Source organism: Arthrobacter melezitosi (assembly GCF_054511055.1).
The window spans coordinates 1-25,198 of record NZ_JBTNDJ010000015.1 but is presented as its reverse complement, the minus strand read 5'-3'; the positions used below and the strand labels follow the sequence as shown (position 1 = coordinate 25,198).

27 protein-coding genes are annotated in these 25,198 nt (G+C 68.6%); 15 read left to right on the top strand and 12 right to left on the bottom strand.

Annotation, left to right across the window (positions count from 1 at the left end; all coding sequences use genetic code 11):
- Positions 1 to 98 precede the first annotated feature (98 nt).
- The gene (locus ACX80W_RS13685) at positions 99 to 1,832 is read left to right on the top strand and encodes a long-chain-fatty-acid--CoA ligase (protein ID WP_459284173.1); all 1,734 of its coding nucleotides are present in this window, start codon (positions 99 to 101) and stop codon (positions 1,830 to 1,832) included.
- Positions 1,829 to 3,253 (top strand): AI-2E family transporter, encoded by a 1,425-nt coding sequence (locus ACX80W_RS13680; RefSeq protein ID WP_459284171.1) that lies wholly within the window; start codon positions 1,829 to 1,831, stop codon positions 3,251 to 3,253. The genes ACX80W_RS13685 and ACX80W_RS13680 overlap by 4 nt, the downstream gene beginning before the upstream one ends.
- Positions 3,254 to 3,320: 67 nt before the next feature.
- On the opposite strand, the gene ACX80W_RS13675 is transcribed toward ACX80W_RS13680, so the two are convergent.
- Positions 3,321 to 4,865, bottom strand: a complete 1,545-nt coding sequence (locus ACX80W_RS13675) for a sodium:solute symporter family protein (RefSeq protein ID WP_459284169.1) — start codon at positions 4,863 to 4,865, stop codon at positions 3,321 to 3,323.
- 178 nt (positions 4,866 to 5,043) lie between these two features.
- On the opposite strand from ACX80W_RS13675, the gene ACX80W_RS13670 reads away from it, so the two are divergent.
- From ACX80W_RS13670 to ACX80W_RS13655, 4 genes are all read left to right on the top strand, one after another.
- Positions 5,044 to 5,622, top strand: a complete 579-nt coding sequence (locus tag ACX80W_RS13670; RefSeq protein ID WP_459284168.1) for a helix-turn-helix domain-containing protein — start codon at positions 5,044 to 5,046, stop codon at positions 5,620 to 5,622.
- Positions 5,623 to 5,764: 142 nt separating this feature from the next.
- A complete protein-coding gene (gene speB, locus ACX80W_RS13665) occupies positions 5,765 to 6,751 on the top strand; it encodes an agmatinase (protein ID WP_459284265.1) in 987 nt (328 codons plus the stop codon).
- Entirely contained in the window at positions 6,752 to 8,446 is a 1,695-nt protein-coding gene (locus ACX80W_RS13660; RefSeq protein ID WP_459284166.1) for a thiamine pyrophosphate-binding protein, read from the top strand.
- A 90-nt stretch (positions 8,447 to 8,536) separates the two neighbouring features.
- On the top strand, positions 8,537 to 8,743 hold the full coding sequence (locus ACX80W_RS13655) for a hypervirulence associated TUDOR domain-containing protein (protein ID WP_459284164.1): 207 nt from the start codon (positions 8,537 to 8,539) through the stop codon (positions 8,741 to 8,743).
- Positions 8,744 to 8,752: 9 nt separating this feature from the next.
- Here ACX80W_RS13655 and ACX80W_RS13650 read toward each other — a convergent pair whose 3' ends face one another.
- Positions 8,753 to 9,091, bottom strand: coding sequence for a DUF3140 domain-containing protein (locus tag ACX80W_RS13650; protein WP_459284162.1), 339 nt, complete (start codon positions 9,089 to 9,091; stop codon positions 8,753 to 8,755).
- A gap of 141 nt (positions 9,092 to 9,232) precedes the next feature.
- Here ACX80W_RS13650 and ACX80W_RS13645 point away from each other — a divergent pair, with 141 nt between their 5' ends.
- A complete protein-coding gene (locus ACX80W_RS13645) occupies positions 9,233 to 9,775 on the top strand; it encodes a hypothetical protein (RefSeq protein ID WP_459284160.1) in 543 nt (180 codons plus the stop codon).
- Positions 9,776 to 9,952: 177 nt separating this feature from the next.
- The gene (locus ACX80W_RS13640) at positions 9,953 to 10,585 is read left to right on the top strand and encodes an FMN reductase (protein ID WP_459284158.1); all 633 of its coding nucleotides are present in this window, start codon (positions 9,953 to 9,955) and stop codon (positions 10,583 to 10,585) included.
- A gap of 17 nt (positions 10,586 to 10,602) precedes the next feature.
- Here ACX80W_RS13640 and ACX80W_RS13635 read toward each other — a convergent pair whose 3' ends face one another.
- From ACX80W_RS13635 to ACX80W_RS13625, 3 genes are read right to left on the bottom strand one after another with little or no spacing between them, the layout of a single operon-like run.
- On the bottom strand, positions 10,603 to 11,736 hold the full coding sequence (locus ACX80W_RS13635) for an FAD-dependent oxidoreductase (protein WP_459284156.1): 1,134 nt from the start codon (positions 11,734 to 11,736) through the stop codon (positions 10,603 to 10,605).
- Complete coding sequence (locus ACX80W_RS13630; RefSeq protein WP_459284154.1) at positions 11,729 to 12,448, bottom strand: class I SAM-dependent methyltransferase; 720 nt, start codon at positions 12,446 to 12,448, stop codon at positions 11,729 to 11,731. The genes ACX80W_RS13635 and ACX80W_RS13630 overlap by 8 nt, the downstream gene beginning before the upstream one ends.
- Entirely contained in the window at positions 12,445 to 13,572 is a 1,128-nt protein-coding gene (locus ACX80W_RS13625) for a type III polyketide synthase (RefSeq protein ID WP_459284152.1), read from the bottom strand. The genes ACX80W_RS13630 and ACX80W_RS13625 overlap by 4 nt, the downstream gene beginning before the upstream one ends.
- 96 nt (positions 13,573 to 13,668) lie before the next feature.
- Here ACX80W_RS13625 and ACX80W_RS13620 point away from each other — a divergent pair, with 96 nt between their 5' ends.
- The 3 genes from ACX80W_RS13620 (at position 13,669) to ACX80W_RS13610 (ending at position 16,452) form a co-directional block, all read left to right on the top strand.
- Entirely contained in the window at positions 13,669 to 14,568 is a 900-nt protein-coding gene (locus tag ACX80W_RS13620) for an SDR family oxidoreductase (RefSeq protein ID WP_459284151.1), read from the top strand.
- A gap of 92 nt (positions 14,569 to 14,660) precedes the next feature.
- Positions 14,661 to 15,671: a hypothetical protein gene (locus ACX80W_RS13615; protein ID WP_459284149.1), complete on the top strand. Its 1,011-nt coding sequence runs from the start codon at positions 14,661 to 14,663 to the stop codon at positions 15,669 to 15,671.
- A gap of 136 nt (positions 15,672 to 15,807) precedes the next feature.
- On the top strand, positions 15,808 to 16,452 hold the full coding sequence (locus ACX80W_RS13610) for a hypothetical protein (RefSeq protein WP_459284148.1): 645 nt from the start codon (positions 15,808 to 15,810) through the stop codon (positions 16,450 to 16,452).
- A gap of 38 nt (positions 16,453 to 16,490) precedes the next feature.
- On the opposite strand, the gene ACX80W_RS13605 is transcribed toward ACX80W_RS13610, so the two are convergent.
- From ACX80W_RS13605 to ACX80W_RS13590, 4 genes are all read right to left on the bottom strand, one after another.
- The gene (locus ACX80W_RS13605; RefSeq protein WP_459284146.1) at positions 16,491 to 16,928 is read right to left on the bottom strand and encodes an arsenate-mycothiol transferase ArsC; all 438 of its coding nucleotides are present in this window, start codon (positions 16,926 to 16,928) and stop codon (positions 16,491 to 16,493) included.
- A gap of 93 nt (positions 16,929 to 17,021) precedes the next feature.
- On the bottom strand, positions 17,022 to 18,053 hold the full coding sequence (locus ACX80W_RS13600) for an LLM class flavin-dependent oxidoreductase (RefSeq protein ID WP_459284144.1): 1,032 nt from the start codon (positions 18,051 to 18,053) through the stop codon (positions 17,022 to 17,024).
- A gap of 126 nt (positions 18,054 to 18,179) precedes the next feature.
- A complete protein-coding gene (locus ACX80W_RS13595; RefSeq protein WP_459284143.1) occupies positions 18,180 to 18,389 on the bottom strand; it encodes a dodecin in 210 nt (69 codons plus the stop codon).
- 175 nt (positions 18,390 to 18,564) lie between these two features.
- A complete protein-coding gene (locus tag ACX80W_RS13590) occupies positions 18,565 to 19,245 on the bottom strand; it encodes a transglycosylase family protein (RefSeq protein WP_459284141.1) in 681 nt (226 codons plus the stop codon).
- 484 nt (positions 19,246 to 19,729) lie between these two features.
- On the opposite strand from ACX80W_RS13590, the gene ACX80W_RS13585 reads away from it, so the two are divergent.
- Both ACX80W_RS13585 and ACX80W_RS13580 read left to right on the top strand, forming a co-directional pair.
- On the top strand, positions 19,730 to 20,200 hold the full coding sequence (locus ACX80W_RS13585; protein ID WP_459284140.1) for an acyl-CoA thioesterase: 471 nt from the start codon (positions 19,730 to 19,732) through the stop codon (positions 20,198 to 20,200).
- 209 nt (positions 20,201 to 20,409) lie between these two features.
- A complete protein-coding gene (locus tag ACX80W_RS13580) occupies positions 20,410 to 21,261 on the top strand; it encodes a trypsin-like serine protease (protein WP_459284138.1) in 852 nt (283 codons plus the stop codon).
- Between the two features lie 185 nt (positions 21,262 to 21,446).
- Here the strand turns inward: ACX80W_RS13580 and fdhA are convergent, their stop codons facing one another.
- A complete protein-coding gene (fdhA, locus tag ACX80W_RS13575; RefSeq protein WP_459284136.1) occupies positions 21,447 to 22,664 on the bottom strand; it encodes a formaldehyde dehydrogenase, glutathione-independent in 1,218 nt (405 codons plus the stop codon).
- Positions 22,665 to 22,830: 166 nt separating this feature from the next.
- Here fdhA and ACX80W_RS13570 point away from each other — a divergent pair, with 166 nt between their 5' ends.
- On the top strand, positions 22,831 to 23,598 hold the full coding sequence (locus tag ACX80W_RS13570) for an SDR family NAD(P)-dependent oxidoreductase (RefSeq protein WP_459284134.1): 768 nt from the start codon (positions 22,831 to 22,833) through the stop codon (positions 23,596 to 23,598).
- 48 nt (positions 23,599 to 23,646) lie between these two features.
- Here ACX80W_RS13570 and ACX80W_RS13565 read toward each other — a convergent pair whose 3' ends face one another.
- Together ACX80W_RS13565 and ACX80W_RS13560 are read right to left on the bottom strand one after the other, a co-directional pair.
- The gene (locus ACX80W_RS13565; RefSeq protein WP_459284132.1) at positions 23,647 to 23,985 is read right to left on the bottom strand and encodes a hypothetical protein; all 339 of its coding nucleotides are present in this window, start codon (positions 23,983 to 23,985) and stop codon (positions 23,647 to 23,649) included.
- On the bottom strand, positions 23,982 to 24,518 hold the full coding sequence (locus ACX80W_RS13560; protein ID WP_459284130.1) for a very short patch repair endonuclease: 537 nt from the start codon (positions 24,516 to 24,518) through the stop codon (positions 23,982 to 23,984). The genes ACX80W_RS13565 and ACX80W_RS13560 overlap by 4 nt, the downstream gene beginning before the upstream one ends.
- 107 nt (positions 24,519 to 24,625) lie before the next feature.
- On the opposite strand from ACX80W_RS13560, the gene ACX80W_RS13555 reads away from it, so the two are divergent.
- Positions 24,626 to 24,889 carry a YegP family protein gene (locus ACX80W_RS13555; protein ID WP_459284129.1) on the top strand — a complete coding sequence of 88 codons (264 nt, stop codon included), beginning with the start codon at positions 24,626 to 24,628 and terminating at the stop codon, positions 24,887 to 24,889.
- Positions 24,890 to 25,198 lie beyond the last annotated feature (309 nt).

Here is a 25,198-nt window from a genome sequence, read left to right as displayed (position 1 = left end):
CAGTCCGCGGTCCCCGTCGCCGAGAATAGAGGGTGGCGGCTACCATGACGCCGGTGGTGCCCTGTAGAGTTCACAGGGTCAAAACAGGAAGCAGGCTTATGAAATTGGAGTCCTCCCGTCCGTGGACGGCACGTTACGCGCCCGGGGTGCCCCCCGAAATCGCCGTGCCCGAGGGTTCCCTGTTCGACCTGATCGAATCCGCCGGGGCCCGCCACCGGAACCGTGTGGCGCTCGAATTCTTCGGATCCGAGACGACCTACGGCGAATTGATCGGGGATGTGCTGCGCATCGCCGAAGGCCTGCGCGGGCTCGGAGTGGGTCCGGGCGACCGGGTTGCCCTCGTCCTGCCGAACTGTCCCCAGCACATTGCCGCGTTCTATGCCGTGCTGCGGCTTGGGGCGATCGTCGTTGAACACAATCCGCTTTACACCGACCGGGAACTGCGCCACCAGTTCGAGGACCACGGCGCGAAGGTCGCTATCGTGTGGGACAAGGTCGTTCCGCGGGTCCAGGCGCTCCCGGAGGACGCGGGACCGGACGCCGTGGTGTCGGTCGACCTCACCCGCGCCCTTCCCGCCGGGAAGCGCCTCGCGCTGAGGCTGCCGCTGCCGGCCGCGCGCCGTGCGCGGACGGCTCTGTCCACCGCGGAGGCACCCGGCGGGTCCCGCCCGGTCTCGACCTGGGAGGAGCTCCGGAGGAACCGCCCGCTGAAGCCGGGGCATCCGAGGCCCGGGGCAGGGGACACCGCGGTGCTCCAATACACCAGCGGCACCACCGGCTACCCCAAGGGCGCCGTCCTGACCCACCGCAACCTGCTTGCCAATGCCGCCCAGGGCCGGGCCTGGGTGCCCGGACTCGTCGAAGGGGAGGAGGTCGTCTACGCGGTGCTGCCCATGTTCCACGCCTACGGGCTCACCCTGTGCCTCACCTTCGCCATGAGCATCGGCGCGCGGCTCGTCCTCTTCCCCCGCTTCGACGTCGACCTGGTGTTGAAGGCCGCCCGGAAGAGTCCGCCGACGTTCCTGCCCGCCGTCCCTCCGATCTACGACCGGCTCGCCGCCGCCGCCGAGGAGCGCGGAGCCGACCTCACGAGCATCCGGTTCGCCATCTCCGGAGCGATGAACCTGCCCCCTGCGACGGTGGCCCGCTGGGAGAAGGCCACCGGCGGGTATCTCGTCGAGGGCTACGGGCTCACCGAGACCTCCCCGGTGGCCCTTGGCAACCCCATCGGCCCCACCCGGCGCCCGGGCACGGTCGGAGTTCCCCTCCCGAACACCGAGATCCGGGTTGTCGACCCCGATAGCCCCGAGATTGAGCGCGCGCCGGGGGAAGCGGGCGAACTGCTCATCCGCGGGCCCCAGGTGTTCTCGGGCTACTGGCGGAAGCCCGAGGAAACCGAGGCGGCCCTGCTGGAGGGTGGATGGTTCCGCACCGGCGACATCGTGACCGTCGACGCGGACTCCTACGTCAGCATCGTCGATCGGATCAAGGAACTGATCATCACCGGCGGATTCAACGTGGCGCCCACCGAGGTGGAGGAGGCCCTTCGGGCCTTCGGCCCGGTCACCGACGCGGCCGTCGTCGGGTTGCCGCGGTCCGGCGGCGGGGAGGACGTCGTCGCCGCCGTCGTCCTGGCCGACGGTCAGTCCCTCGACGAGGAATCCCTCCGCAGGCGCTGCCGCGACGCGCTGGCCGCCTACAAGGTTCCCCGCCGCATCTTTGCGGTGGATGAACTGCCCCGGTCCCTGATCGGGAAGGTGCTGCGCCGCGAGGTGCGCACCCGCCTCCTGGACAGCAAGCCAACGACCCCTACCGGAAGACAGGCATCATGAGCGTTCAAGCCCCAGACCCGACGAACCCGTGGAGGGACAGCCTCGGCCGGGCCAGCCTGCGCTGCGCCCAGGTCCTCCTGATGCTGCTGCTCGCCGTGGTGACTGTCTACGCGCTGATCCAGGTGCGCCTCGTGGTGATCCCGATGCTGCTGGCCCTGATCCTCGCGGCGGCCATCGTGCCCCTCGTGCACTGGCTGCGCCGCATGGGCTGGCCCAGTTCTGCGGCCACCGGCTTCTCCTTCCTGCTCCTCCTGCTCCTCTTCGGGGGGCTGATCACCGGCATCGTGTTCGCCGTGCAGCGCCAGGCGGGCGAACTTGTCGACAGCGCCGTGAAGGGTTTCGACCAGCTCTACGCCTTCGTGGAGGACGGGCCACTGCCCATCGACTCGGGCCAGATCCAGCAGGCGCGGGACGCGGTGATCGACTTCGCCACCAGCAGCACCGCGGGCGCCGGGGCCCTCTCCGGCCTGAGCGCGGCAACCAACTTCCTCGCCGGCGGCCTGCTGATGGCCGTCATCCTCTTCTACTTCCTCAAGGACGGCGAGAAGATCTGGGCCTTCATCCTGCGGGCGTTCAAGGGCAAGCGGCTGGTGAAGGCCCGCCGGGTCGGCTACAGCAGCCTCGCCGTGCTGGGCGGGTACGTCCGGGGAACGGCCATCGTCGCACTTGTCGACGCCGTCTTCATCGGCATTGCCCTCGCCATCCTCGGGATCCCGCTGGCCCTGCCGCTGTCCGTGATCGTCTTCATCGGAGCGTTCATCCCGCTCGTTGGCGCCACCCTAGCCGGGGTGCTCGCAGCCCTCGTCGCGCTTGTCTCCAACGGGCCGACAGCGGCCCTGATCGTGATCATCGTGGTCATCGTCGTGAACCAGCTCGAGGGCAACTTCCTGCAGCCCGTCGTCATGGGCCGCACGCTGAGCGTCCACGCCCTCGTCATCCTGCTCGCCCTGACCGCCGGAACCATCCTGGCCGGCATCATCGGCGCCATCCTCTCCGTGCCGGTGGCGGCGGTCACCTGGGCCGCGATCAAGGCGTGGAACCAGGAGGAGGACGAGGCGATCACCGACACCGAAATCGAAAAAGCCGAACAGGCGACGGCGCTCGACGAGAGCGGGCACGGCCTGAGCACTCTCCCCAAGGACGATCCGAAGGCCGTCGAGCTCGCCGAGCTCGCCGCCGCCAAGAGCTCCGACGAGGACCGCCCCGGCGTCGCCTCGCGCGGTGTCACCCCGGAGACGGAGGAATCCTCGAAGCAGTTCGCCGAGGAGCCGTCCGTGCCGGCGACCGCCGGTTCCCCGGGCACCCCAGGAACCGGGGCCCACGGAAAGGGCCGTGAGGCCTCCGATCCGGCCGGGTCCGGCGGGACCCGGCGGGAGCGGCGGGACCGCCGGGACGGCGGCTCCACCGCCCTGGACGACTGACCGTCCACCAAAAGGGAAAGGGCCCTCCCGCGCCGCGGGAGGGCCCTTCTCATTGATCCTCTATCGGTCAGGGGCGCGCCGCCACCTCGGCCTCCTCGGCCGGGGCGTCGTCGTCGGGCACATTGCCGGCCACACGGTCCTCCCAGGCGGCCATGACGGCCGGATCGGTGGGCCGGGTCACCAGGGACACGATGCAGTAGGCGAGGGCCGAGGCGGCGAGACCGAAGTAGATCGGCTCGTTCGCGTAGATCCCGTCGTACTGGTTCTCGGCGTTCACCTCGAGGAAGACCATGGTGCCCAGGGTGACGACCGTTCCGACGGCCATGGAGATCCCGGCGCCGAGTCCGTTGCCGCGCTTCCAGACGAGGCCGCCGATGATGGCGACAAGGAGGCCGCCAACGAGGATGTCGTAGGCGATGGTCAGGGCCGCCACGACGTCCTGCACCACGATGGCGAGGGCGATGACCGTCACGCCGAGGCCGAAGACCCACCACCGGCTCGTGCCGACCCCGTGTCCGTCGGCGTCGACCGTCGGGTGCTGCGCTGCTCCGGCGGCGGCGGGACGTGCGCCCCGCCGCGACAGGCTCCGGAGGTAGGGCAGGACATCGGTGCGGGCCACGGTCGCCGAGGCGATCAGGGCGCCCGACGCCGTCGACATCATGGCGGCAACGGCCGCGGCGAGGACGAGCCCGCCGACGCCGATCGGCAGGACGTTGAGGGCGATGTCGGCGTAGACGTCGTCCTTCGACTCGATCTCCGGCAGGATCACGCTGGCGGCCATCCCGATCAGTGCCCCGGCCACCCCGTACAGGATGCAGTAGATGCCGGCCGTCGCGCCGCCCCAGCGGGCGATCTGCGGCGTCCGGGAGGTGAAGACGCGCTGCCAGATGTCCTGGCCGATGAGCAGGCCAAGGGTGTAGACGACGAAGTAGGTGATGATGCTCTGCGCGCCGATGCCGGTGATGTCGAAGAACTCGGCGCCGGCGCGTTCGGAAATTCCCTGGAACCCGCCGGCCGAGGCGAGCGAGAACGGGAGCATCAGGGCGAAGACGCCGATCGTCTTGATGATGAACTGCGCCATGTCCGCCAGCGTGATCGACCACATGCCGCCGATCGCCGAGTAGATCACCACGATGATGCCGCCAATGGCGATTGAGAGGGCGCGGTCCCACCCGAAGAGGACCACGAAGATCGTCGCGTAGGCGCCGGTGGAGGTGGCGCACAGCATCAGCGTGTAGGCCAGCATGACGATGCCGGAGACCTTCGTCGCCTCCGAGCCGTAGCGGAGGCTGAGCATCTGCGACACGGTGTAGATCTTCAGGCGTTGGATCGAGGGCGCGAAGAGCAGGCTCAGCAGCAGGACGCCGACCCCGATGGCCACAACGAGCCACATCCCCGAAATGCCGTAGGTGTAGCCGAGGCCGACTCCGCCGACGGTTGAGGCCCCGCCGAGGACGACGGCGGCCATCGTGCCCGTATAGAGCAGCGGCCCGAGGCGCCGGCCGGCCACAAGGTAGTCGCTCGCATTGCGGGTGCGGGACTTGCCCCACCACCCGAAGCCGAGCATGGCCACGAGGTAGACGACCACGATCGCCGCATTGAGATATTGCATGATTACCATCCAGGATTGAGGTTGCACAGCAAGCAACTGTTGTTTCGTCGTAGGCTATGGTGATGGAGCTCACTCGGTCAATTGTGGGCCCCCGGGCCGCTTCATACTCGAACCGTTTCGCTCGCTATGCTCTAGTTGAAACCCTCCAATCCCCTCTCATCCCCCGCGGAGGATTGCCATGAAGGCCCTGCCCGTCGAACCAACGAACGCCCCCGTCGCGATCGGTTCCCGTATCCGCGCGGCCCGGCAGGCCCAGCGCATGACCATCGAGCAGGTGGCCGAGGCGACCGGGCTGACCAAGGGGTTCCTGAGCAGGGTGGAACGCGACCTCACGTCGCCGTCGGTGGCCTCGCTCGTCACGCTGTGCCAGGTCCTCTCGATCTCCATCGGCGACCTGTTCCTCGCCCCCGAAACCCACCTGACCCGCCTCGAGGACGCCCCGCGCATCAGCCTCGGCGGGGAGGGGATCAATGAGCGGCTGATGACCGCCCGGTCGGAGCGCCGGCTGCAGGTGATCCGGGCCGAGATCGAGCCGCACGGCCGCGGTGAGAAGGAGCTGTACTCGGTGGACTGCGAGGTGGAGACGCTCCACGTGGTGGAGGGCACCTTCGAACTGATCTTCTCGAACCAGCGCTTCGAGCTTCGGGCGGGGGACACCGTGACCTTTCCCGGGCGCGAACCGCACACCTGGGCCAATCCCTCGGGGGCGCGGGCGGTCATCCTGTGGACCCTGGTGCCGGCGGCCTCGGGCAAATAGGGGCAGGGCGGCGCAGAACGGGCTGTCGCGCCCGGTGCCTTGACCGGTGACCCGCCCCACAATAGCCTTATAAAAAACTATTGATGCATATTGAGCAACTTCGGGGCGACAGGTGCGCGCCGGGGAGGAACGGATGACGCCCATGGAAGAACTGCGCATCACCGCAGGCGGCCACCTCGGCCCCATCGATTCGGCCCGCGTGCCGCGCTACTCCGGCGCCGCGACCTTTGCGCGGCTCCCGCGCCTCGACCAGGTGGAACGCGCCGACATCGCCGTCGTGGGGGTGCCCTTCGACTCGGGGGTCTCGTACCGGCCCGGGGCGCGGTTCGGTGCCAACCATGTGCGCGAGGCGTCCCGGCTGCTGCGCCCCTACAACCCGGCGCTCGACGTGTCACCCTTCGAACGCGTCCAGGTCGCCGACGCCGGTGACATGGCCGTGAACCCCTTCAACATCCATGAGGCCATCGAGACGGTCCAGGCCAACGCGCTCGGCCTCACCGAAGGAGGAGCGCGGCTGGTCACCCTCGGCGGGGACCACACCATCGCCCTGCCCCTGCTGCGTGCGGCATCCGAGCGCGCCGGCTCGCCCGTGGCACTGCTCCACTTCGACGCCCACCTCGACACCTGGGATACCTACTTCGGGGCCGAATACACCCACGGCACCCCGTTCCGGCGGGCCGTCGAGGAGGGGATCCTCGACACCGAGGCCATCTCGCACGTCGGGACGCGCGGGCCGCTCTACGGTGTGAAGGACCTCGAGGATGACCGCCGCTTCGGCTTCGGCATCATCACCTCCTCCGATGTGTTCCGCCAGGGCGTCGACGAGGTCATCGCCCGGCTGCGGGACCGGATCGGCAACCGACCGCTCTACGTCTCGGTCGACATCGACGTGCTCGACCCGGCGCATGCCCCCGGCACCGGCACCCCCGAGGCCGGCGGCATGACAAGCCGGGAACTCCTTGAGATCCTGAGGGGACTGCGCGGCCTCAACCTTGTGGGCGCCGACGTGGTCGAGGTGGCCCCCGCCTACGACACCGCCGAAATCACCGGCGTCGCGGCGTCCCACGTCGCCTACGACCTCGTCAGCCTCATGGCCGACAACCTCACCCCGCCGTCAAAGGAAAGCTGAATGGAAATCACCGACAGCGCCGCCTCCGTCCCACCCCAGCCGCTGGCCACCGGGCAGCGCAACGGCGGTGACCTCGTTGTTGAGACGCTGACCGCCCTGGGCGCCACCACAGTCTTCGGCATCCCCGGCCAGCACGCGCTGGGCCTCTTCGATGCCCTGTCGCGTTCGCCGCTGCGGTTCGTCTCCTCCCGGGTCGAGAACAATTCCGCCTTCGCCGCGGACGGCTTCTCCCGGGCCACCGGCGAGGTCGGCGTCCTCTTCCTCTCCACCGGACCCGGCGCCCTCACCTCCCTGGCCGGACTGCAGGAGGCCTACGCCACCGGCGTGCCGATGATCGTGATCGCCAGCCAGATTCCGCTCGAGGGCCTCGGCGCACGGCGCAAGGGCATGCTCCACCAGCTCGATGACCAGAAGGCGTCGGCGGCGAACGTCACCAAGAGCCAGCGGCTGATCCAGCACGCCTCCGGGATTCCCTCGGCGATCCAGGACGCCTGGACCGAAGCCGTCTCCTCACCGCAGGGGCCGGTCTGGATCGAGGTGCCCCAGAACGTGCTGCTGGACCCCGTCATGGTCCCCCGGGTCGAGGATGCGCTCGCCGAGCCGTTCGACAACCCCCCGCGCGTCGAACTGGTGCGCGAGGCCATCGAGTGGCTGACGGCCTCCAAGCGCCCCGCCATCGTCGCCGGCGGCGGTGCCCGCCGCGGCAAGGCCGAACTGCAGCTGCGCTCGATCGCCGAGAAGCTGGGCGCCCCAGTGGTGTGCTCGCCCGGCGGCAACGGAGCCTTCCCCTGGAACCACGAACTGTCGCTGCAGTCCTGGGTCGAGGACCGCTACGTCACCGAGGTGCTTGAGGACGCCGACCTGCTTTTGGTTGTTGGATCCTCGCTGGGGGAGGTCACCTCCAACTACTTCACGCTCGAACCGCGCGGGCGCATCATCCAGATCGACGCCGAACCCCGCGTCCTCGAATCGAACCGCCCGGCGCTGGGAATCCGCGCCGACGCCGGCCAGGCGCTGAGCGCCCTCGACGAGGCGCTGTCGAAGCTCGACCGGGGACGCACCGAGGGCTACGACGCCGCCGCCCTGGTGGCGGAAACCCTGGCCAAGGTCTCGGCCCGCCTCGACTCCCAGGACCTGGCGCTTGAGCGGAAGTTCATGGCCGACATCCGCGAGGCCGTGCCGGATGCGATGCAGACCTTCTGGGACATGACGATCTCCGCCTACTGGGCCTGGAGCTGCTGGGACTCCCGGGACGGGGAATTCCACTCCGCCCAGGGCGCCGGCGGCCTGGGCTACGGCTTTCCGGGCGCCATCGGCGGGGCCGTGGGCCTTGAGTCCACCGGGGGTCCGGCGCGGGTGCTTGCCGTCTCCGGGGACGGCTCGGCCATGTACTCCATCGCGGAGCTGGCGACGGCGAAGCAGCACAACCTTCCCGTCACCTGGCTCATCGTCGACGACGGCGGGTACGGCATCCTGCGCGAATACATGGAGGGCGCGTTCGGCAAGGCGACCGCCACCGAACTGGCCCGGCCCGACTTCGTGAAGCTCGCCGAAGCCTTCGGCGTACCGGCGCGCAGGGTCGCCCCGGGCGACATCCGGGAGGCCCTCGAGGAGAGCCTCGCGGCCGAGGGGCCCAACGTCGTCGTCGTGGAGACGCTCCTGCGCCTCTTCGCCCCCACGCACCTGGCCGACTAAGCGCCGGCATTAAGCCCGGCGGCCCTGTGCCGGGCGCCGGCCTGCGGGTAGGGTGCAACTACCTGCAGGCCGGACGGAAGGGTAGTGCCGATGTCATTCCGCAAGGGCGAGAAAGTGAAGTGGAACACCCCGCAGGGGACCACCGAGGGCAAGGTCGTGGAGAAGCGGGACAAAGAGTTCACCTTCGACGGCCAGAAGTTCAAGGCCTCAACCGACGAGCCGTACTACATCGTCGAAAGTGCCAAGTCCGGCAAGCAGGCAGCCCACAAGGAAAGCGCGCTCAGCAAAGGGTCCTAGGCCGGTGCGCTACTTGTGCGGGTCGTGTCCCCAGTTCATCAGCGAGTAGCGCCACTTGGAGTGTTCAAGGTCCTCCTTGGCCGGGGTCTGCGCGAGGTGGCGGTGCACGTAGCCGACAACCTTGGCCATGTGTTGGACGTCATCCTCGGAAAGCTCCGACTTGCGGGTCTCGAGGATCTCGACGATGCGGCGTCCGGAGACATGACCGACCGATTCGCCACCCTCCTTCTGGCCGACGGCGAGCGACTCATCGGTGTCAAGCCATTTCTTCATCTCGGCGGCCGACATATTGACCGCTTCCCTCCACTGCGGCCACACCGCGTCGAGATCCGTGCCACCAGTTGCCATTGCCCATGCCCTTCCGCCGGGCGGGTTCTCCTGCCGGAATCCGCGTACTTCCTGTTTTCGAGGCTTCCCGTAGCTTAATCGTAAGCACGCTGATAAAGGTAGAGGGTAGGTCGATTTTCGAGAACAAAGGAGTACGACATCATGGCAGGAAACCTTCTGGCTCGATCCGCCCACGATCTCGGGGCGGCCGCATGGTTCGGCGGAACTCTGATGGGGGCGGTGGGGCTGAACGGCGCCACCGGCAAGGCGAAAGACCCGCGCGAGCGCACACGCCTCTCGAGCCTCGGGTGGGCAAAGTGGACCCCAGTCCAAATCGGTGCCTTCGTTGCGCACGCCGTCGGCGGCATCGGACTGATCTTCGGCAACAAGGGGCGCCTGGCCAAGCAGGAGGGCGTTGGCGCGAACACTGTCATCAAGAGCGTCGTGACGGTTGTCGGCATGGCGCTCTCCCTCTACGCCGGCATGATGGGCAAGAAGGTCGCCGAGCTGGCCGAACAGGGCGGTGAAGGCGCGACCGAGCCGCGGCCCGGTGCCACGGACGAACTCGCCAAGGCGCAGTCGCAGCTCAAGATGCTGCAGTGGGCGCTGCCGGTTGTCAGTGGCACGGTGGTCGTCCTCTCGGCCCACCAGGGCGAGATGCAGCGGCCCCAGAACGTCCTCGACGGCATCTTCCGGAAGAAGTAAGCCCCCGGCGGTCCGCAGGGCCGCCGCGGAAGAGGTGGCTCCCCGTGCGCGGCACGGGGGGCCACTTGGTCGTTAAGGGTGGGATGCGCCACGGCGACGACGACAGGGAATGAATCCGAGATCCCCTCAGTTGTGCCAAGTACATGCAATGGCATGTAATGCGGAAGGGGTTTACCGGTGTCTACAACGCACATCATGGTCGTATCGGCGGGGCTGGGCGTGCCCTCCTCAAGCAGGATGCTTGCCGATCAGCTGGCGGATTCCGCGGTCGAGGCGCTGGAAGCGTCAGGTGCCACGGTTGAGGTGGAGCTGGTTGAGCTCCGTGAGTTCGCGCTGGACATCGCCAACCACCTCGTTTCCGGCTTCGCCCCGCCGACCCTCGCCGCTGTGCAGGAGCGTCTCGCCCAGGCCGACGCGCTGATCGTCGTCAGCCCGGTCTTCTCCGGGTCCTACAGCGGATTGTTCAAGTCTTTCTTCGATGTGCTGGACCTCAAGTCCCTCCAGGGGACGCCCGTGCTGCTGGGTGCCACGGGCGGCAGCGCACGGCACTCCCTCGTGCTCGAGCATGCGCTGCGGCCGCTGTTCAGCTACCTGCGCGCCGTCGTCGTACCTACCGCCGTCTACGCCGCGCCGCAGGACTGGGGCGCCGGCACCGGGGATGGCGTCCCGGAGCTCGAGCAGAGGTCGCGGCGCGCGGCAAAGGAGCTGGCGGCCCTGGTCCTTGGGTCTTCCGGGCCCCGGCCCTCCCGCGCCCCGGAAGCGTCGGCGCCCTTCGAGGAGCTGCTGGCGCGCGTACAGGGCAACCGCTAGGACCGGAGGCCGGCCCCTCACTGCATGGTGAAGGCCCGGGCGACGCCGGAGGAGACGGACGGCAGGGAGAGCAGCCGGGCCAGGGCCGCATTGCGGGCGGCAAGCACCGGAGCCGGCAGGGGCCTGCCCAGGGCCATGTTCAGGTGGGCCTTCCGCCGCGCCAGGTCCGCGGCCCTGCGGCGGGACCTGCCGTACTCCGCCAGCTGCCGTCCGACGTCGGCGCCCTCCACCAGGGATGCCGTGACGAGCGGCACCAGGGCGTGGACGTCGAGCCAGCCCAGGTTCATGCCCTGGCCGCCGATGGGGCTGATCTCGTGGGCGGCGTCACCGACCAGCAGCACCCGGCCGGCGATAAAGCGCTCGGCCAGCCGGGAGCGCACCTCGAAGCTGCTGACCATGGTGTTCCCGTCCGGGTCCACCGCCACCGAGGTGCGCTCGGCGATGAGGCGGCACAGCAGGCCGGCGTCCGGCCCGGTGGGCGCGCCCATCCGCACCACCCAGCGCCGCACCCCGCCCGGCAGCGGGAACGACTCGACGATGCCTCCGGCCTCGAGGTAGAGCACCGCGGAGTCGCCGTCGCCGGTTTCATCAGCGAAGTCCCCCATGAGGTAGCAGTCGGGGTAGGACCTGCCCGGCGCCCGGATCCCCGCGAAGCCGCGCACCGCGCTGCGGGCGCCGTCGGCGCCGATCACCAGGCGCGCCTCGAACACCTCCTCGCCGCCGGCCACCGTGGCCCGCACCCCAACGCTCCCGCCCTGCTGCTCCAGCCCGGTCACCGTGGCACCACGGCGCAGCGTGCCGGGGAAGCCACGGGTCAACCGGTCCTCGAGCACCTCCTCGGTCACCGCCTGCGGCACGGCCAGGACATAGCGGTGCTCGCCCGGGAGGGTGGCGAACGAGAGGGTCGCGACGCGGCGCCCGGCGCTGCGCGCGATCCCCTCCGTGATCCGCGATCCCCGAGCCCGCAGCGCCCCGGACACCGCCACCGAGTCCAGCGCCTCCAGCGCCGGTGGATGGATTCCGATCGCCCGGGAATGGGTGCTGCGGGCGGCCCGCTGTTCGAGCACGACGACGTCGAGGCCGGCCTGCCGCAGCGCGAGGGCGGCGTAGAGGCCCACCGGGCCACCGCCGACCACCACGACATCATGCATCCGGGCCCGCCCGGTAGATGAGGAGGTTCCGGAAGGGGACGGCGCTTTCGACGCTCCAGCCGGGACGGCGTTCGGCCGCAAGGACGGCCCGAAGCTCGGCCGGGGTATAGCTGCGCCGGATTGAGGTGAGCCCGTCCCGGCGGATGTAGGAGCCCCGGAACGGCAGGGTGCCGACCGAGAACAGACCGTAGCCAATCCGGCTGCGGGCAATATCGCTGTGCACGGCGAGGCGCCCGGCCAGCCGGGCGCTGTCCCCGAGCAGGCCCCACAGGGCCGGGCGGTCGAGGTGGTGAAGCACATGGTTGGAGGTCACCACGGTGAACGTCCTGCCCTCGGCGACAAGCTCCGCGCTGAGCGCCCGCCGGAAGCTCAACCCGGGAACGGCTGGTTGCCGGAGTGCGTAGGCGTGGGCCCGCTCGTCCGGGTCGATGGCGGTGATCGTGAGGTCCAGCCCGTCGCGCCGCGCCCAGCGGGCCAGCGACCGGGGCAGGTCCCCGCCGCCCGACCCGATGTCCAGCAGCGTGTTCCCGCCCTGTGTGGAGAGCCGAGGGCGCACGAGCGTTCGGTAGGTGTGCCGCCAGCCGGACACCACCGCATTCACGAGGCCGAACTGGGAGTAGGTGCGCTCGAGGGTCCCCGGGTCGCAGTCGGGCTTGTCCATTTCCTCGACGGCTCCGGCGTCGCGCCGGAGGAGGAATCCGCCGGGGGTCATCCGATCTTCGTGAGGAGGGCGGTCTCCACGGTGAGGCCGGGCCCGAAGGCCATCGAACAGACGCGTCCGTTGCCGCCGGACGCGGGAGCCTCGAGGATGTTCTTCAGCACGAACAGCACCGTTGCGCTGCTCATATTGCCGTAGTTGCGCAGGATGTCCCGCGCCGGCACCAGCTGGTCCCGGGTCAGCTCGAGCTTCGCCTCCACCTTGTCGAGGATGCTGCGGCCGCCCGGGTGGATGGCCCAGTGCTCGATGTCGGAGTAGGCCTTGCCCTCGAGGGAGATGTCGTGCGCTAGAAGCGGCTCAAGGGCGCTCACGATGTTCGCGTCGATGATGTGCGGGACGTAGGTCCCGAGCACCATCTCGAAGCCTTCGTCCCCGATGTTCCAGGCCATCGACTCTTCGCCCACCGGTGTGAGCACCGTTTCGAAGTGGTCGAGGCTGAACATGGGGCCGGTCCGGGGGAGTTCGCGCGCGGTGATGACCGCGGCGGCGGCGCCGTCGGCGAAGAGGGAGGAGCCGACGATGGTGTCGGGATTGTTCGAGGAGCGCACGTGCAGTGAGCACAGTTCGGCGCTGACCACGAGCACCACTGCCTCAGGATCGGCCTCGCAGAAGGCCTTGGCGGCGCGCAGGGCCGGGAACGCCGCGTAGCAGCCCATGAAGCCGAGATGGTAGCGCTGGACGGCGGGGCTGAGGTTCAGGGCCCGCACCACCTTGTAGTCCGGCCCGGGATTGAAGAACCCGGTGCAGGAGACGGTGACCACGTGGGTGACGTCCGCTGCCTCGATGCCGTCCGCGGCCGCCAGGGCCCGGCGGCCGGCCTCGATGAAGAGCTTGCTTCCCTCTTCCGCGTACACCTCGTTGCGCGTCTTGGTGCTCGGGCTCAGGATCAGCATCTGCCGCGAATCGAAGAAGACCGGGTTTTCGGCGGTGCTGTCCAGGGTGAGCTCCTGGACGGCCGTGTACCGGGTGTCGATGCCGGAGGAGTCGAAGGCGGCCCCGACGAGGCGGGTTCCAAGCCGGGTCAGGTCCGGCTGTGCGGCGAACACGTCCCGGACCTGGTCCTGGATCATGACCGTCTCGGGCACGGCCGTTTCGAGGGACCTCAGCATCACTGTCATAGTCCATTGTTAGGGGACCTCCACGCAGAACACAATGACAGTAGGCTTAGTATTCCTGCCTCAGCAGGGAACCAACCGACCGGTAAGGAGTGCAGCATGTCGAACCCGAACGCGCATCCACTCGAGCAGGATGATCCCCGCGGACCCAAGGAGGAGGCTTCGACCGACCTCCAGAACTATCCCGGTTTCACCGAGCAGATGGACCCGCGGCCCGACCACGGCGAGGAGACCTACCGCGGCACCGGCAGGCTCGCCGGGCGCCGGGCCCTGATCACCGGCGGCGACTCGGGCATCGGACGCGCCGTGGCCCTCGCCTACGCGCGGGAAGGCGCCGACGTCGCCATCGGGTACCTTCCGGAGGAAGAAGAGGACGGCCGCAGCTGCCTCAAGCTGATCGAGGCCGAGGGCCGGAAGGCGCTCGCCCTGCCGGGGGATATCCGGGACGGGGACTACGCACGATCCGCGGTGGACGCCGCCGTCGCGGAGTTCGGCGGCCTCGACCTGCTGGTGAACAATGCCGGATACCATCTCGCCCAGCCCGGCGGCATCGAGGACATTTCGCCGGAGCAGTTGAGGCGGACCTTTGAGACCAATGTCTACGGAACCTTCTGGATGATCCAGGCGGCCCTGCCGCACCTGGGTGCGGGTGCCTCGATCATCAACACCACCTCCATCCAGGGCTACCACCCTTCAACCTCGCTGATCGACTACGCCGCGACCAAGGCGGCGCTGAACAGCCTCACCTTCAGCCTCTCCGAACTGCTCGGTGAGCGGGGCATCCGGGTGAACGCCGTCGCCCCGGGGCCCATCTGGACGCCCCTGCAGCCGGCGACGACCACCCCGGAGAAGCTCGAGAGCTTCGGCGACGACACGCCCCTGGGGCGGATGGGCCAACCCGCGGAGCTGGCCGGGGCCTTCGTGTTCCTGGCCTCGAACGACGCGCGGTACGTCTCGGGCGAAGTCCTGGGGGTCACCGGCGGCAAGTACCTCGCCTAGGGCGGCCCGCGGCGGGGCAGGGCAATCCCGGCCCGGCGCCGGGCTACGGTTGAGGTTCCCCCTCTCCTCTCCACCCCGCCGGGAGGCACCCTTTGGCATTTTTCCCGGACCGCGGCGCCGCGGCGCCCGCCGCCCTGCTGGGCCTGGCTCTTTTCCTCGCCGGCTGTGGCGCCGGGCCGGGTACTTCCGCCGGGCCCGGCGGCCCGTCGGCCTCCGGTCCGGCGCCGTCGGCCTCCGCGACGGCCCGGCCCACGCCAGCCGCCTCTGCGACGGCCGGCCCGACGCCATCGCCCGAGGCGCCGAAGCCGACCGAGCTGCCGCGCGGTGGCACCGACCTGTTTCCCGCCTACCGCCTCATGGGCTACAGCGGCCACCCCCTTTCGCCGGGGCTCGGGCGGCTGGGCATCGGCGACCTCGACGAGCGCGTCGCCGAAATTGAGGCGCACGGCGCCGCCTACGCCGGAGGGCGCAGGATCCTGCCCGTGCTCGAACTGATCACCGTCGTGGTGCAGGCCGAACCCGGACCCGACGGAACCTACCGCACTCACACCCCGGACGCGACGATCCAGCAGTACCTCGAGGCGGCACGCCGCCACGACGCCATCCTGCTGCTCAATATCCAGCCGGGCCGCTCGAGCATGACCGAGGAGGTGAAGCGCCTCGAGAAGTGGCTGAAGGAGCCCGACGTCGGCCTCGCGCTCGACCCCGAGTGGGACATCACCGACCAGGAGGTCCCGGGCGCCGTGTATGGCTCGACGGCGGGGGAGGAGATCGAGGCCATCGCCGCATGGCTGAACGACCTCGTCGTGCGGGAGGCGCTCCCGCAGAAGGCCCTCGTCTTCCACCAGGTCGCCGTGAGCGTGGTCCCCAACGAGGGGGCCATCACCGCGCACCCGGGCGTGGAGGTGATCAAGAGCGCCGACGGCATCGGCAGCGCCGGGTCCAAGACGGAGGCGTATGCGCTGCTCACCGCCGGACTGCCCGCCACCGTCCGCCCCGGCTTCAAGCTGTTCTTCGAGGAGGAAGCGGCGGCAGGGCCGCTGATGACCCCTGACCAGGTCCTCGCCCTGGTCCCGCAGCCCGAGTACATCCTCTACGAATAGACCCTTCGTGCCCTCTCGGAGCAGGGATCGGAGCGGACCGACCGGTCGAGACCCAGCCGCTCGGGTGCCGGCTCCGAATACCTCGCAGAGCACGGCCGCCCTGCACGGGTGGCGGCCCCGACCAGGGAAGAGCGCCATGACGAGAAGGCAGACCCCGAGAGGGCTCCTTGGAGCCGCAGCCCTCACGGCTGCGCTCCTGGCGGGCTGCGGCGTCACCGAGGAGAACCCACTCGACGTCAACGCAGCCCGCGAGGTGTCCGCAGGCTCCGTCCAGGGCTCCCCGGCCGGGACGGTCAAGGGGGAGGACCCGCTGAATATCGGGGCGGACGGGGCGAAACTCTGCGGGGTCCAGCCGCAGGAGAGCTTCCAGGAGTACACCGTGATGCTCCACAATCCCACCCTTGAGGAATTCACCTTCGGAGAGATTTCCCTCGGCGACCCCCAGGGGCTGCGCATGGTGTCGGCGGAGGTCACACCGGCCAACAAGGAAGGCCATGGCCACCACGGTGCCGGCGCGGACGCGGGCCACGCCGGCCACGGCGAAGCCACGGTAACCGCCGAGCCGGCGGAACCGAGCACCTTCCTCGTCGAACCGGTCCCCGCCGACGGATACCGGTTCACGCCGGACTCCCACATCAATATCGTCGTGGCGGTGGCGCTCGAGGACGGCGTCGACAACGGCACGGCCCGGAACATCCTCGTGCGGTTCGCCTCATCGGAGCGCGACTACGAGGTGGCCCACAACCTGGAGATCGAGATCGACCGCACGAGCTGTGCCTGAGCGCCAGCCCGGGCGGTCAGCACCGGGCCCGGACGCCCCTACTGCGCGTCGACGTGGCGGCCCGGCAGCAGTTCGGTGATCAACTGCTGGACCCTTCCCTTGATCTCGTCGCGGACCCGGCGCATCGCCGCGGTGTCCTGGCCGACCGGGTCCTCAACGGGCCAGTCTTCGTGGCGGACGTTCGGGAAGCTCGGCTCCTGGTCGGCATACCCCAAGGTGATGACGAAGTCCGCGCCCACCACCATCTCGGGGCTGAGCCGCCGGGGCACCGCCGCGGAGATGTCGACGCCCACCTCGGCCATCGCCTCAACCGCGGTGGGGTCGACCCGGTCAGCGGGGTCCGGGCCGCCGGAGCGCACCTCGACCCGCCCCTGCGCGAAGCGGGTGAGGAACGCTGCGGCCATCTGCGACCGCGCCGAGTTGGAGGCGCCGACGAACAGGACTGAGGGTTTGGGGGATTCGGTTGTCCCTTTCATCTGCCCCGCCTTTGCTCGAGCCGATCCACTACACCGAAGTAAACCAGCAGATCGGCCGTTGGCATACCCGCCGGCCCGACGCGGCCCTGGTGGTCAGGCCAGGATGTCCCGGACCATCGGGATGACCTTCGTCCCGTAGAGCTCGATGTTACGCATCAGCAGCTCGTGCGAGAGCGGGCCAGAGCCGTATTTCAGGTCGAACCTGTCAAGCTTGAGGGTCTTGACCGTGGCTGCGATCTTGCGCGCCACGGTTTCGGGCGATCCGACGTAGAGCGAGCCGCCCTCGATCTCGGCGTCAAACTCGGCGCGGCTCGTCGGGCCCCAGCCACGCTCGGCTCCGATCCGGTTCCTCATGACCTGGAACGCGGGCCACAGCTCTTCGCGTGCCTGTTCGTCGGTGTCGGCGATGTGGCCCGGGGAGTGGGTCCCGACCGGCTGCGTGGGCTGGCCGAGCTCGGTCAGCGCCCTGTGGTAGAGGTCGACGTAGGGCTCGAAGCGTGAGGGGTGGCCGCCGATGATGGCGAGCATCAGGGGCATGCCGTACCGTGCGGCGCGCACCACCGACTGGGGGCTGCCGCCGACGCCGATCCACGTCTTCAGCTGCCCGCCGTCGGTCTTCGGGAAGACGGACTGCTGCGTCAGCCCCGGTCGGATGCTGCCGGTCCAGGTGACCGGCTTTTCCTTGCGGACCTCGGCGAACAGGTCGAGCTTGTCCTCGAAGAGCTCCTCGTACCGGGTCAGGTCGAATCCGAAGAGCGGAAAGGACTCGGTGAAGGAGCCCCTGCCCAGGATCACCTCGGCGCGGCCGTTGGAGGCCGCGTCGAGCGTCGCGAAGCGCTGGAACACGCGGACGGGGTCGTCCGAGCTCAGGACCGTCACGGCCGAACCCAGGCGGATCCGTTCGGTCTTCGCGGCGATCGACGCCAGCACCATCTCCGGGGAGGAGACGGCGAAGTCAAAACGGTGGTGTTCGCCGATGCCGAAGAAATCAACCCCGACCGAGTCGGCAAGAACACCTTCTTCAATGACGTTCCGGATTACCTGTGGGTAAGCCACCGGATTGCCGTCGGCATCCGCCGTCACGTCTCCGAACGTGTCGAGTCCAAGTTCGAGTTCCTTCGCCATCACTGTGCTCCTGTATAAGGCCGATGCGGCCCGGAAGGTGCCGCCGGGGGGCATAACGCAGCCAACGGCGCCTCAATTCCCTTGGAGCAGCCCTCCGTCGTATCCGTGACGGGAAGGGGGGAATGCTTAGCCGTCCAGGCGGAAACCGACCTTCATCGTCACCTGCCAGTCGGCGATTGCGCCGTCCACGAGGTGCCCGCGGACCTCCTTCACCTCGAACCAATCGAGGTTGTGGAGGGTCGAGGCCGCCCGGGCGATGCCATTGCGCACGGCTGCGTCCGAGCCGTCGGGTGAGCTGCCGACGATCTCCGTGATGCGGTAAGTATGCCCGGCCATGAGTCCTCCTTGACGGAATGGATGCCCGGCGGCGGCGCCGCGGGATGGCGGCAACACTATTACGTGCCGGCACTCCCAGTCCAGAGTCCATTGGGCCTTCCGTAAACCAAGAACCCCCTGCCTCTCTCGAGGCAGGGGGTTCTTGAAAGCGGGTGGAGTGCCCGGACGCTGCTGCTTACGCGGGAAGCTGAAGCACGCTGCCGGTGAAGATGAGGTCGGCGTGGATGACAGTGTCCGCGTTCGCGGCAAACAGGGCCTGCCAGCCGCCCGCGATGCCAAGCTTGTCGGCGATGGAGCTGAGGGTGTCGCCGGACTGGATCGTGTAGGTCTCTCCGCTGAGGGCGGGAGCCTGCACGGCAGGTGCCTGGACGACAGGGGCCTGGGCGACGGGAGCCTGCACGGCGACCGGTGCCTGGGTGACAGGCGCCGGCGCGGCCACGGGTGCCTGGGCGACGGGTGCCTGCTGGACCTGCAGGGGGGCCGGAGCCGGAACCGCGCCGCCGGTGCTTGCGGCGCTGTTCAGGCCGAGCTGCGACGAGCAGGAGGGCCATGCGCCCCATCCCTGGCCGTCGAGGACGCGCTCGGCCACGGCGATCTGCTGCTCGCGGCTGGCGTCGGCTGCGGAACCGGTTCCACCGTAGGCGGCCCAGGTGCTGGGGGAGAACTGCAGTCCACCCGAGTAGCCGTTGCCGGTGTTGATGCCCCAGTTGCCACCGCTCTCGCACTGGGCGAGGGCGTCCCAGTCACTGGCGGGGGCTGCTGTTGCCGCGCCTGCTGAGGCGCCGAGGCCAAGGCCTGCAAGGGCAACCGTGGCAAGGCCGCGACGTGCGTTAAGGGTAAGTTTGGAATTCTTCATGAGGATTGATGCTCCCGTAGGCCACCAGCACTCGTTCCGTCCCCGGACGTCTCAGTACCGCTGCTCACCTTGACGATATAGAGGTCATGGTTAGGTAACCGCCGGACGAGCAGCATGTGGTGATGGCGGCACCGGGCATATGCAGCTGCTCAGGAAAGTCGGCAGCCTATCTCATTCCCCAGGGTGGGGAACCTCCACCACGCTAGGCCATAAATCGATCGTTGCCAAACTGAGATGCAACGGTCATTGACAAATGGGGGGCTGATCGAACTAATGCTAGCGTTCAGCCGAAGTTTCTGTCACACTACCGCCCGGTAACCTGAACAAGGGGGAGGGAAAGGTGCGGAATAGCCACCAAACGAGGGGCCCGGTGGAGCGATTTGCCGGGGAAATGCCGGGAAATGTCGTTCGGGGGTGAAGTTCATCACGCACGCCTTCGGAACGTACTGAGTGGCGCCGAACGAGGATGCTGTACAACGGAGTCATGGAATCGCCACTCCAGGCCCTCACTTGCCGCGTTCCGCTCCGGTGGGGTGACATGGACGCCTACGGCCATATCAACAACGTCCAGGTGCTTCGAATCCTCGAGGAGGCCCGCATTGCCGCCTTCGGGCCGCCCGCGGGCACGGGGCTGCCGGGGGCGGCGCCGCAGGTCGAGCTGTTTTCGTCGCTCGAACCCGGCGTCCAGGCCCTCGTCGTCGAGCACCGCGTGCGGTACACCGCCCCGCTCGATTATCGGAACATCCCTGCCGTCATCGATATCTGGGTCAGTGGACTCACGCCTGCCAGCCTCACCCTTTCGTACCTGATCCGCGACCCGGAAACCCGGGCCGTGTGCGCCAAGGCCGAAACCGTCCTGGCATTCCTGCGGGTCGAGCAGGGGCAGCTGGTGCGCCTTGATGCCGAGCACCGGCGCCTGCTTGAACCCCATCGCGCCGGGTCCGTCTTCGCCTGAAGGGCGCACCCGACGGGTCGGCAAACGCGTTGCCGCAGGCTACAAAAATGCCTTGACGCCCCGTTGGCCGCAGCAGGATGATGATTTCGCCCGTAGCGAAACATCGCGCCCGAATGGGTCTTTCCGGTGTCACGCGACTGGCGGTTCGAGTAATCGAGCTCTCCCGATCGAGTCGGCGTGTTCCCTTCCACCCTGTAAAGGACCCGATGATGAAACGTTTCTTCAGGAGATTGGCCCTCCTACTGGCGGCCACCCTTTCGCTCACCGTTGCCAGCGCACTTCCGGCGCCTGCCATTACCGGTGGTCAACCCGACGGCAACAAACATCCCAATGTGGGCCTGATTGTCTTCTATGACGCGGCGGACGGCGGACGATACCGCTGCTCGTCCACCCTCATCTCGCCGACCGTCCTGATTACGGCGGCTCACTGCACCGCGGGCACGGCGGGCGTCACGCTCGTCACCTTCGACTCGGTTATTGCCGAGGAGCCGCCGTCGCCGCTGCCTGAGGCGGCGGATCCCAGCGCCGGCTACACCCCCGAGGAACTTGAGGCGGCCGGCTATACCTGGGGCACACCGATGGCCCACCCCGACTACTCCGACTTCACCGACGTGGCCAACTGGAACGACGTAGGCATCGTCGTGCTCGACGAGCCGGTCACCGGGATCGCCCCCGCGACGCTCGCTCCGGTGAACTACCTCGACGGGTTCCAGCAGCCCCGGCTCAACGGGACGATCTTCGACCTCGTCGGCTACGGAACCGAGGTGCGCAAGCCGGCGAGCGGGCCGCAGAAACCGCAGCCGATGTCGTATCCGCTGATCCGCCGCTCCACCTCCTCTCCGGGCCAGAAGCTCACCCCGCAGATCCTCCAGCTCCAGGGCAACCCGAACGATAACCGTGGAGGTGGCGGGACCTGCTTCGGAGACTCCGGCGGCCCGGTCTTCCACGACGGCTACCTCGTTGCGGTGACGAGCTACACGTATACGGCGAACTGCCGCTACCTCGGCGGCTACCAGCGCGTCGACATCCCCGTGGTGCAGGACTGGCTGGATTCCTTCTAGGGACCGGGCCGGACACCACAACGGCCCCTTCCGCCGGCCGAACGCCGGAGGAAGGGGCCGTTGCCCTGCCCGAAGTGCCTCTGTCCACCTAAGGGCTCCTGATGGGCAGCCGTTCCGGCCGGCGCACAGCCGGCCGGAACGGTGGGCGCCGGGCCGTCGCGTCAGCGAACGCCCGGTACCGCGGATCAGGCCGCGATATACCCGTTGGGGTTGAGCACGTACTTCGTTGCGGCGCCAGCGTCGAACTCCTGGTAGCCCTGGGGAGCCTGGTCCAGCCCGATCGGCTTGGCGTTGACCGCCTTGGCGATCTGGACCTTGTCGTGCAGGATCGCCATCATGAGGCGCCGGTTGTACTTCATCACCGGGCACTGTCCGGTGGTGAAGGCCAGCGACTTGGCCCACCCGGTGCCGAGGCTGAGCGACAGCGAGCCCACCTTGGCGGCCTCGTCGATGCCCCCCGGGTCGCCCGTGACATAGAGTCCCGGAATGCCCAGGGCACCGCCGGCGGCGGTGATCTGCATCAGCGAGTTGAGCACTGTGGCAGGTGCCTCGCCGGCATCCTTCGAGCCGTGGGCGCGCGCCTCGAAGCCCACGGCGTCGACGCCGCAGTCAACCTCGGGCACGCCGAGCAACTGCTCGATCTGGTCCCGGGGATCGCCCTTCGACACGTCGACGGTCTCGACGCCGAAGCTGCGCGCCTGCGCCAACCGGTCCTCATTGAGGTCACCGACAATCACGACGGCGGCACCGAGCAGCTGCGCGCTGGCCGCCGCTGCGAGTCCCACCGGTCCGGCCCCCGCGATGTACACGGTGGAGCCGACAGTGACCCCCGCGGTGGTCACGCCATGGAAGCCGGTGGGGAAGATATCCGACAGCATGGTGAGGTCGAGGATCTTCTCCAGGGCCTGGTCGCGGTCCGGGAACTTCAGGAGGTTCCAGTCCGCATAAGGCACCAGCACGTACTCCGCCTGGCCGCCGACCCAGCCACCCATGTCGACGTACCCATAGGCGCTGCCCGGGCGGTCCGGGTTGACGTTCAGGCAGATGCCGGTCTTGCCTTCCTTGCAGTTCCGGCACCGCCCACAGGCGATATTGAACGGCACCGAGACGATGTCGCCCTGCTTGATGAATTCGACGTCCCGACCGACCTCGATCACCTCGCCGGTGATCTCGTGGCCGAGGACCAGGTCGACCGGTGCGGTGGTGCGGCCCCGGACCATGTGCTGGTCCGAACCGCAGATGTTCGTCGCCACCGTCTTGAGGATGACGCCGTGGTGGACGGCCCTGCCGACATTGGCAGGGTTGACCCCCGGCCCGTCCTTAAGCTCAAAGGTGGGGTATTCGGTATCGATCACTTCGACCTTGCCGGGCCCTTTGTAAGCGACAGCCCTGTTCGTGGTCATGGTTTTCCCTTTCCCTTGACAGTTGACCCGATCGATGACCGGGCCATTCCTGCTGGAACCTGCCTCTCAGCCTGTCCAATCGTTCGCTGGCCGGGGGGCTGGCCCGGCATCAAACTAACGGGGCAAAGGTTGCATCAGCGTTGCAGGAAAAGGCACAGTAAGGCCCATGACTGAGACCGTTATGATCACCGGCGCAACGGCCGGCCTGGGCGCCGAATTCGCCCGCGAGTTGGCCGCCCGCGGCTCCAACCTGGTGCTCGTGGCGCGGGATGCCGCACGCCTCGACGAGACGGCCCGACGCCTGCGGCAGGACTCGGGGGTCACCGTTGAAACCCTGCCCGCCGACCTGCTCGGGGACGGTGGGCTCGAGAGGGTGACCGCGAGGCTTTCGGGCGACGCCGTGCCCGTCACCACCCTGATCAACAATGCCGGGTATGGGCTGCGGCACGCCTTCGCCGATAACCCGTTCGAGGAGGAGCGGCGTCATCTGAGGATCCACGTCGAGGTCCCGCTCGCCTTGAGCCATGCGGTGCTGGGCGGCATGCGGCGGCGCGGCAGCGGGCGCATCATCAACGTGGCCAGTGTCGCGGGCTTCGTGCCGCGGGGCACCTACGGGGCAGCGAAGGCCGCGATGATCAGTTTCAGCCGGTGGGCCAACGTCGCCTACGGCAGGGAGGGCATCACCGTCACTGCCCTGTGCCCGGGATTCGTCCACACCGAGTTCCACGACCGCATGGGAATGGACAAGTCGACCATCCCGGGCTGGATGTGGCTGAACCCCGAGCAGGTCATTGCGGAGGGCCTCCGCGACGCTGCGGCCGGCAGAGCCGTCTCGATCCCCAGCGTGAAGTACAAGGTGCTCGCCGCAGTCGCCCGTACGATGCCGTCTCGCCTCGTGGCCGACATCGCCGCCAGGGGCCGCCAGGCCCCCTGAGCGCACCTCCCATGCCCCGGGCGCCACCCGATCGCGGTGGCGTCGGGCTCAGCCTTCGCTGTCCCAGCTCTCGACGCCGGGGGCATCGACGCCGGGGGCATCGGCGCCGGGAACATCGACGCCGGGGGCATCGACGTCGGGAACCTCGGAGCCGGAGGCATCCTCGGGGCGGGAGTCCGCCGGCGCGCCGCCGGGTCCGCCGCTGAAGCCCGGCGGCACGCTGCCGCCCGCCGAGGTCCCCTGCTGGTCGCGGATGTTGCCATGACTGCCGCCGGGTCCGCCGGCGCCGCTCTCCGGCTCCAGGACGCTCCCGCGCCGATCGCCAGCCACCGGGGACGCTCCGGTTGCGTTGTCCGCCGGTTCGGGGGTGCCGCGTGGGTTCCTCATGGGGTGTCCTCTCCCTGGTCTTGGGCCGCTGGCGCCGCCGTGTCGTTCCCGCCAGCGTCCGCGGAGCCCGCCGGAGCAGGTCCGGGGCGAGGCGCGGCCGGTTCCGGGGGCGCCCCAAGGAACGCCGTCAGCTGCTCCTCGAGCGTCGAGGGGGATTGCTTCAGCTCGCACTCCCAGACGACGAAGACGTCCCAACCCTGCGCACGGAGCGATGCCTGCTGGCGTTGATCCCGCAGGCGCGTCCCTTCCCTCTTATCGGTCCAGAACTCGGAGTTTGTCGACGGTGAGCGCTGACCGGCCCGGCAGGAATGGGAATGCCAGAAACACCCATTGACAAATACGACCTTGCGGCGGCCCGCAAAGACGAGATCCGGGCGCCCTGGCAGGGAACCTCCGGCGAAGGCCCCATGGAGCCGGTAGCGGTACCCGGCGCGGTGCAGCAGGCGGCGGACCGCAAGTTCAGGCTGGGTATTCCTGCCGCGGATCTTGGACATATTTCGGCTGCGCTGTTCGCGGCTGACGGTGTCGGCCATGGTCCGATCCTAGGGTGCCTCCGCGCGATGAGCGAGAAGGCCCTAAGTGTGCTTATGATTGAACACCGCTTAACAGAAAAATACGCCCCTTACAAGGAGGTAAGAAGATGGCTGGTTACTTCAAGCTGGTCGACGCCCACGACGGTGGATTCCGGGTGAAGCTTACGGCCCCCGACGGTTCACTCGTCGCCGTGTCGACATTCTTCGCCACGAAGCAGGAGGCCATCGCCGGCATCGAACTCATCCGTGAAATCGCCGGAACCGGGCCGATCGTTGATCACAGCCGCGGTGAGGAACTCGTCCAGGAGGACTTCCTGCGATCCGCCACGGCCGAGCTTGCCGCCGACGCCGCGCAGCTCCGTCAGGCCTGACCGCCTTTTCCTATGCCTCTTTGACTGCGGAGCCGGCGCCCCGCGCGGGCGGAATGCCCCGCCCGGCCGGCTGCCGTTCGATGACGACGCGCAGGTGTGTACGAATGTATACACTGGCGCCGCCGGCGGGATAGACTGGGCCCAATACTACTTTTTCACCTGCACTAAGGAGCGATGGCCATGACTGCCGCGGATTCATTTGGCTCGAGGGGCGTCCTGGAGGTTTCCGGGACCTCGTATGAGATTTTCCGGTTGGGGGCGGTTCAGGGGTCTGAGCGGCTGCCGTTCAGCCTGAAGGTGTTGTTGGAG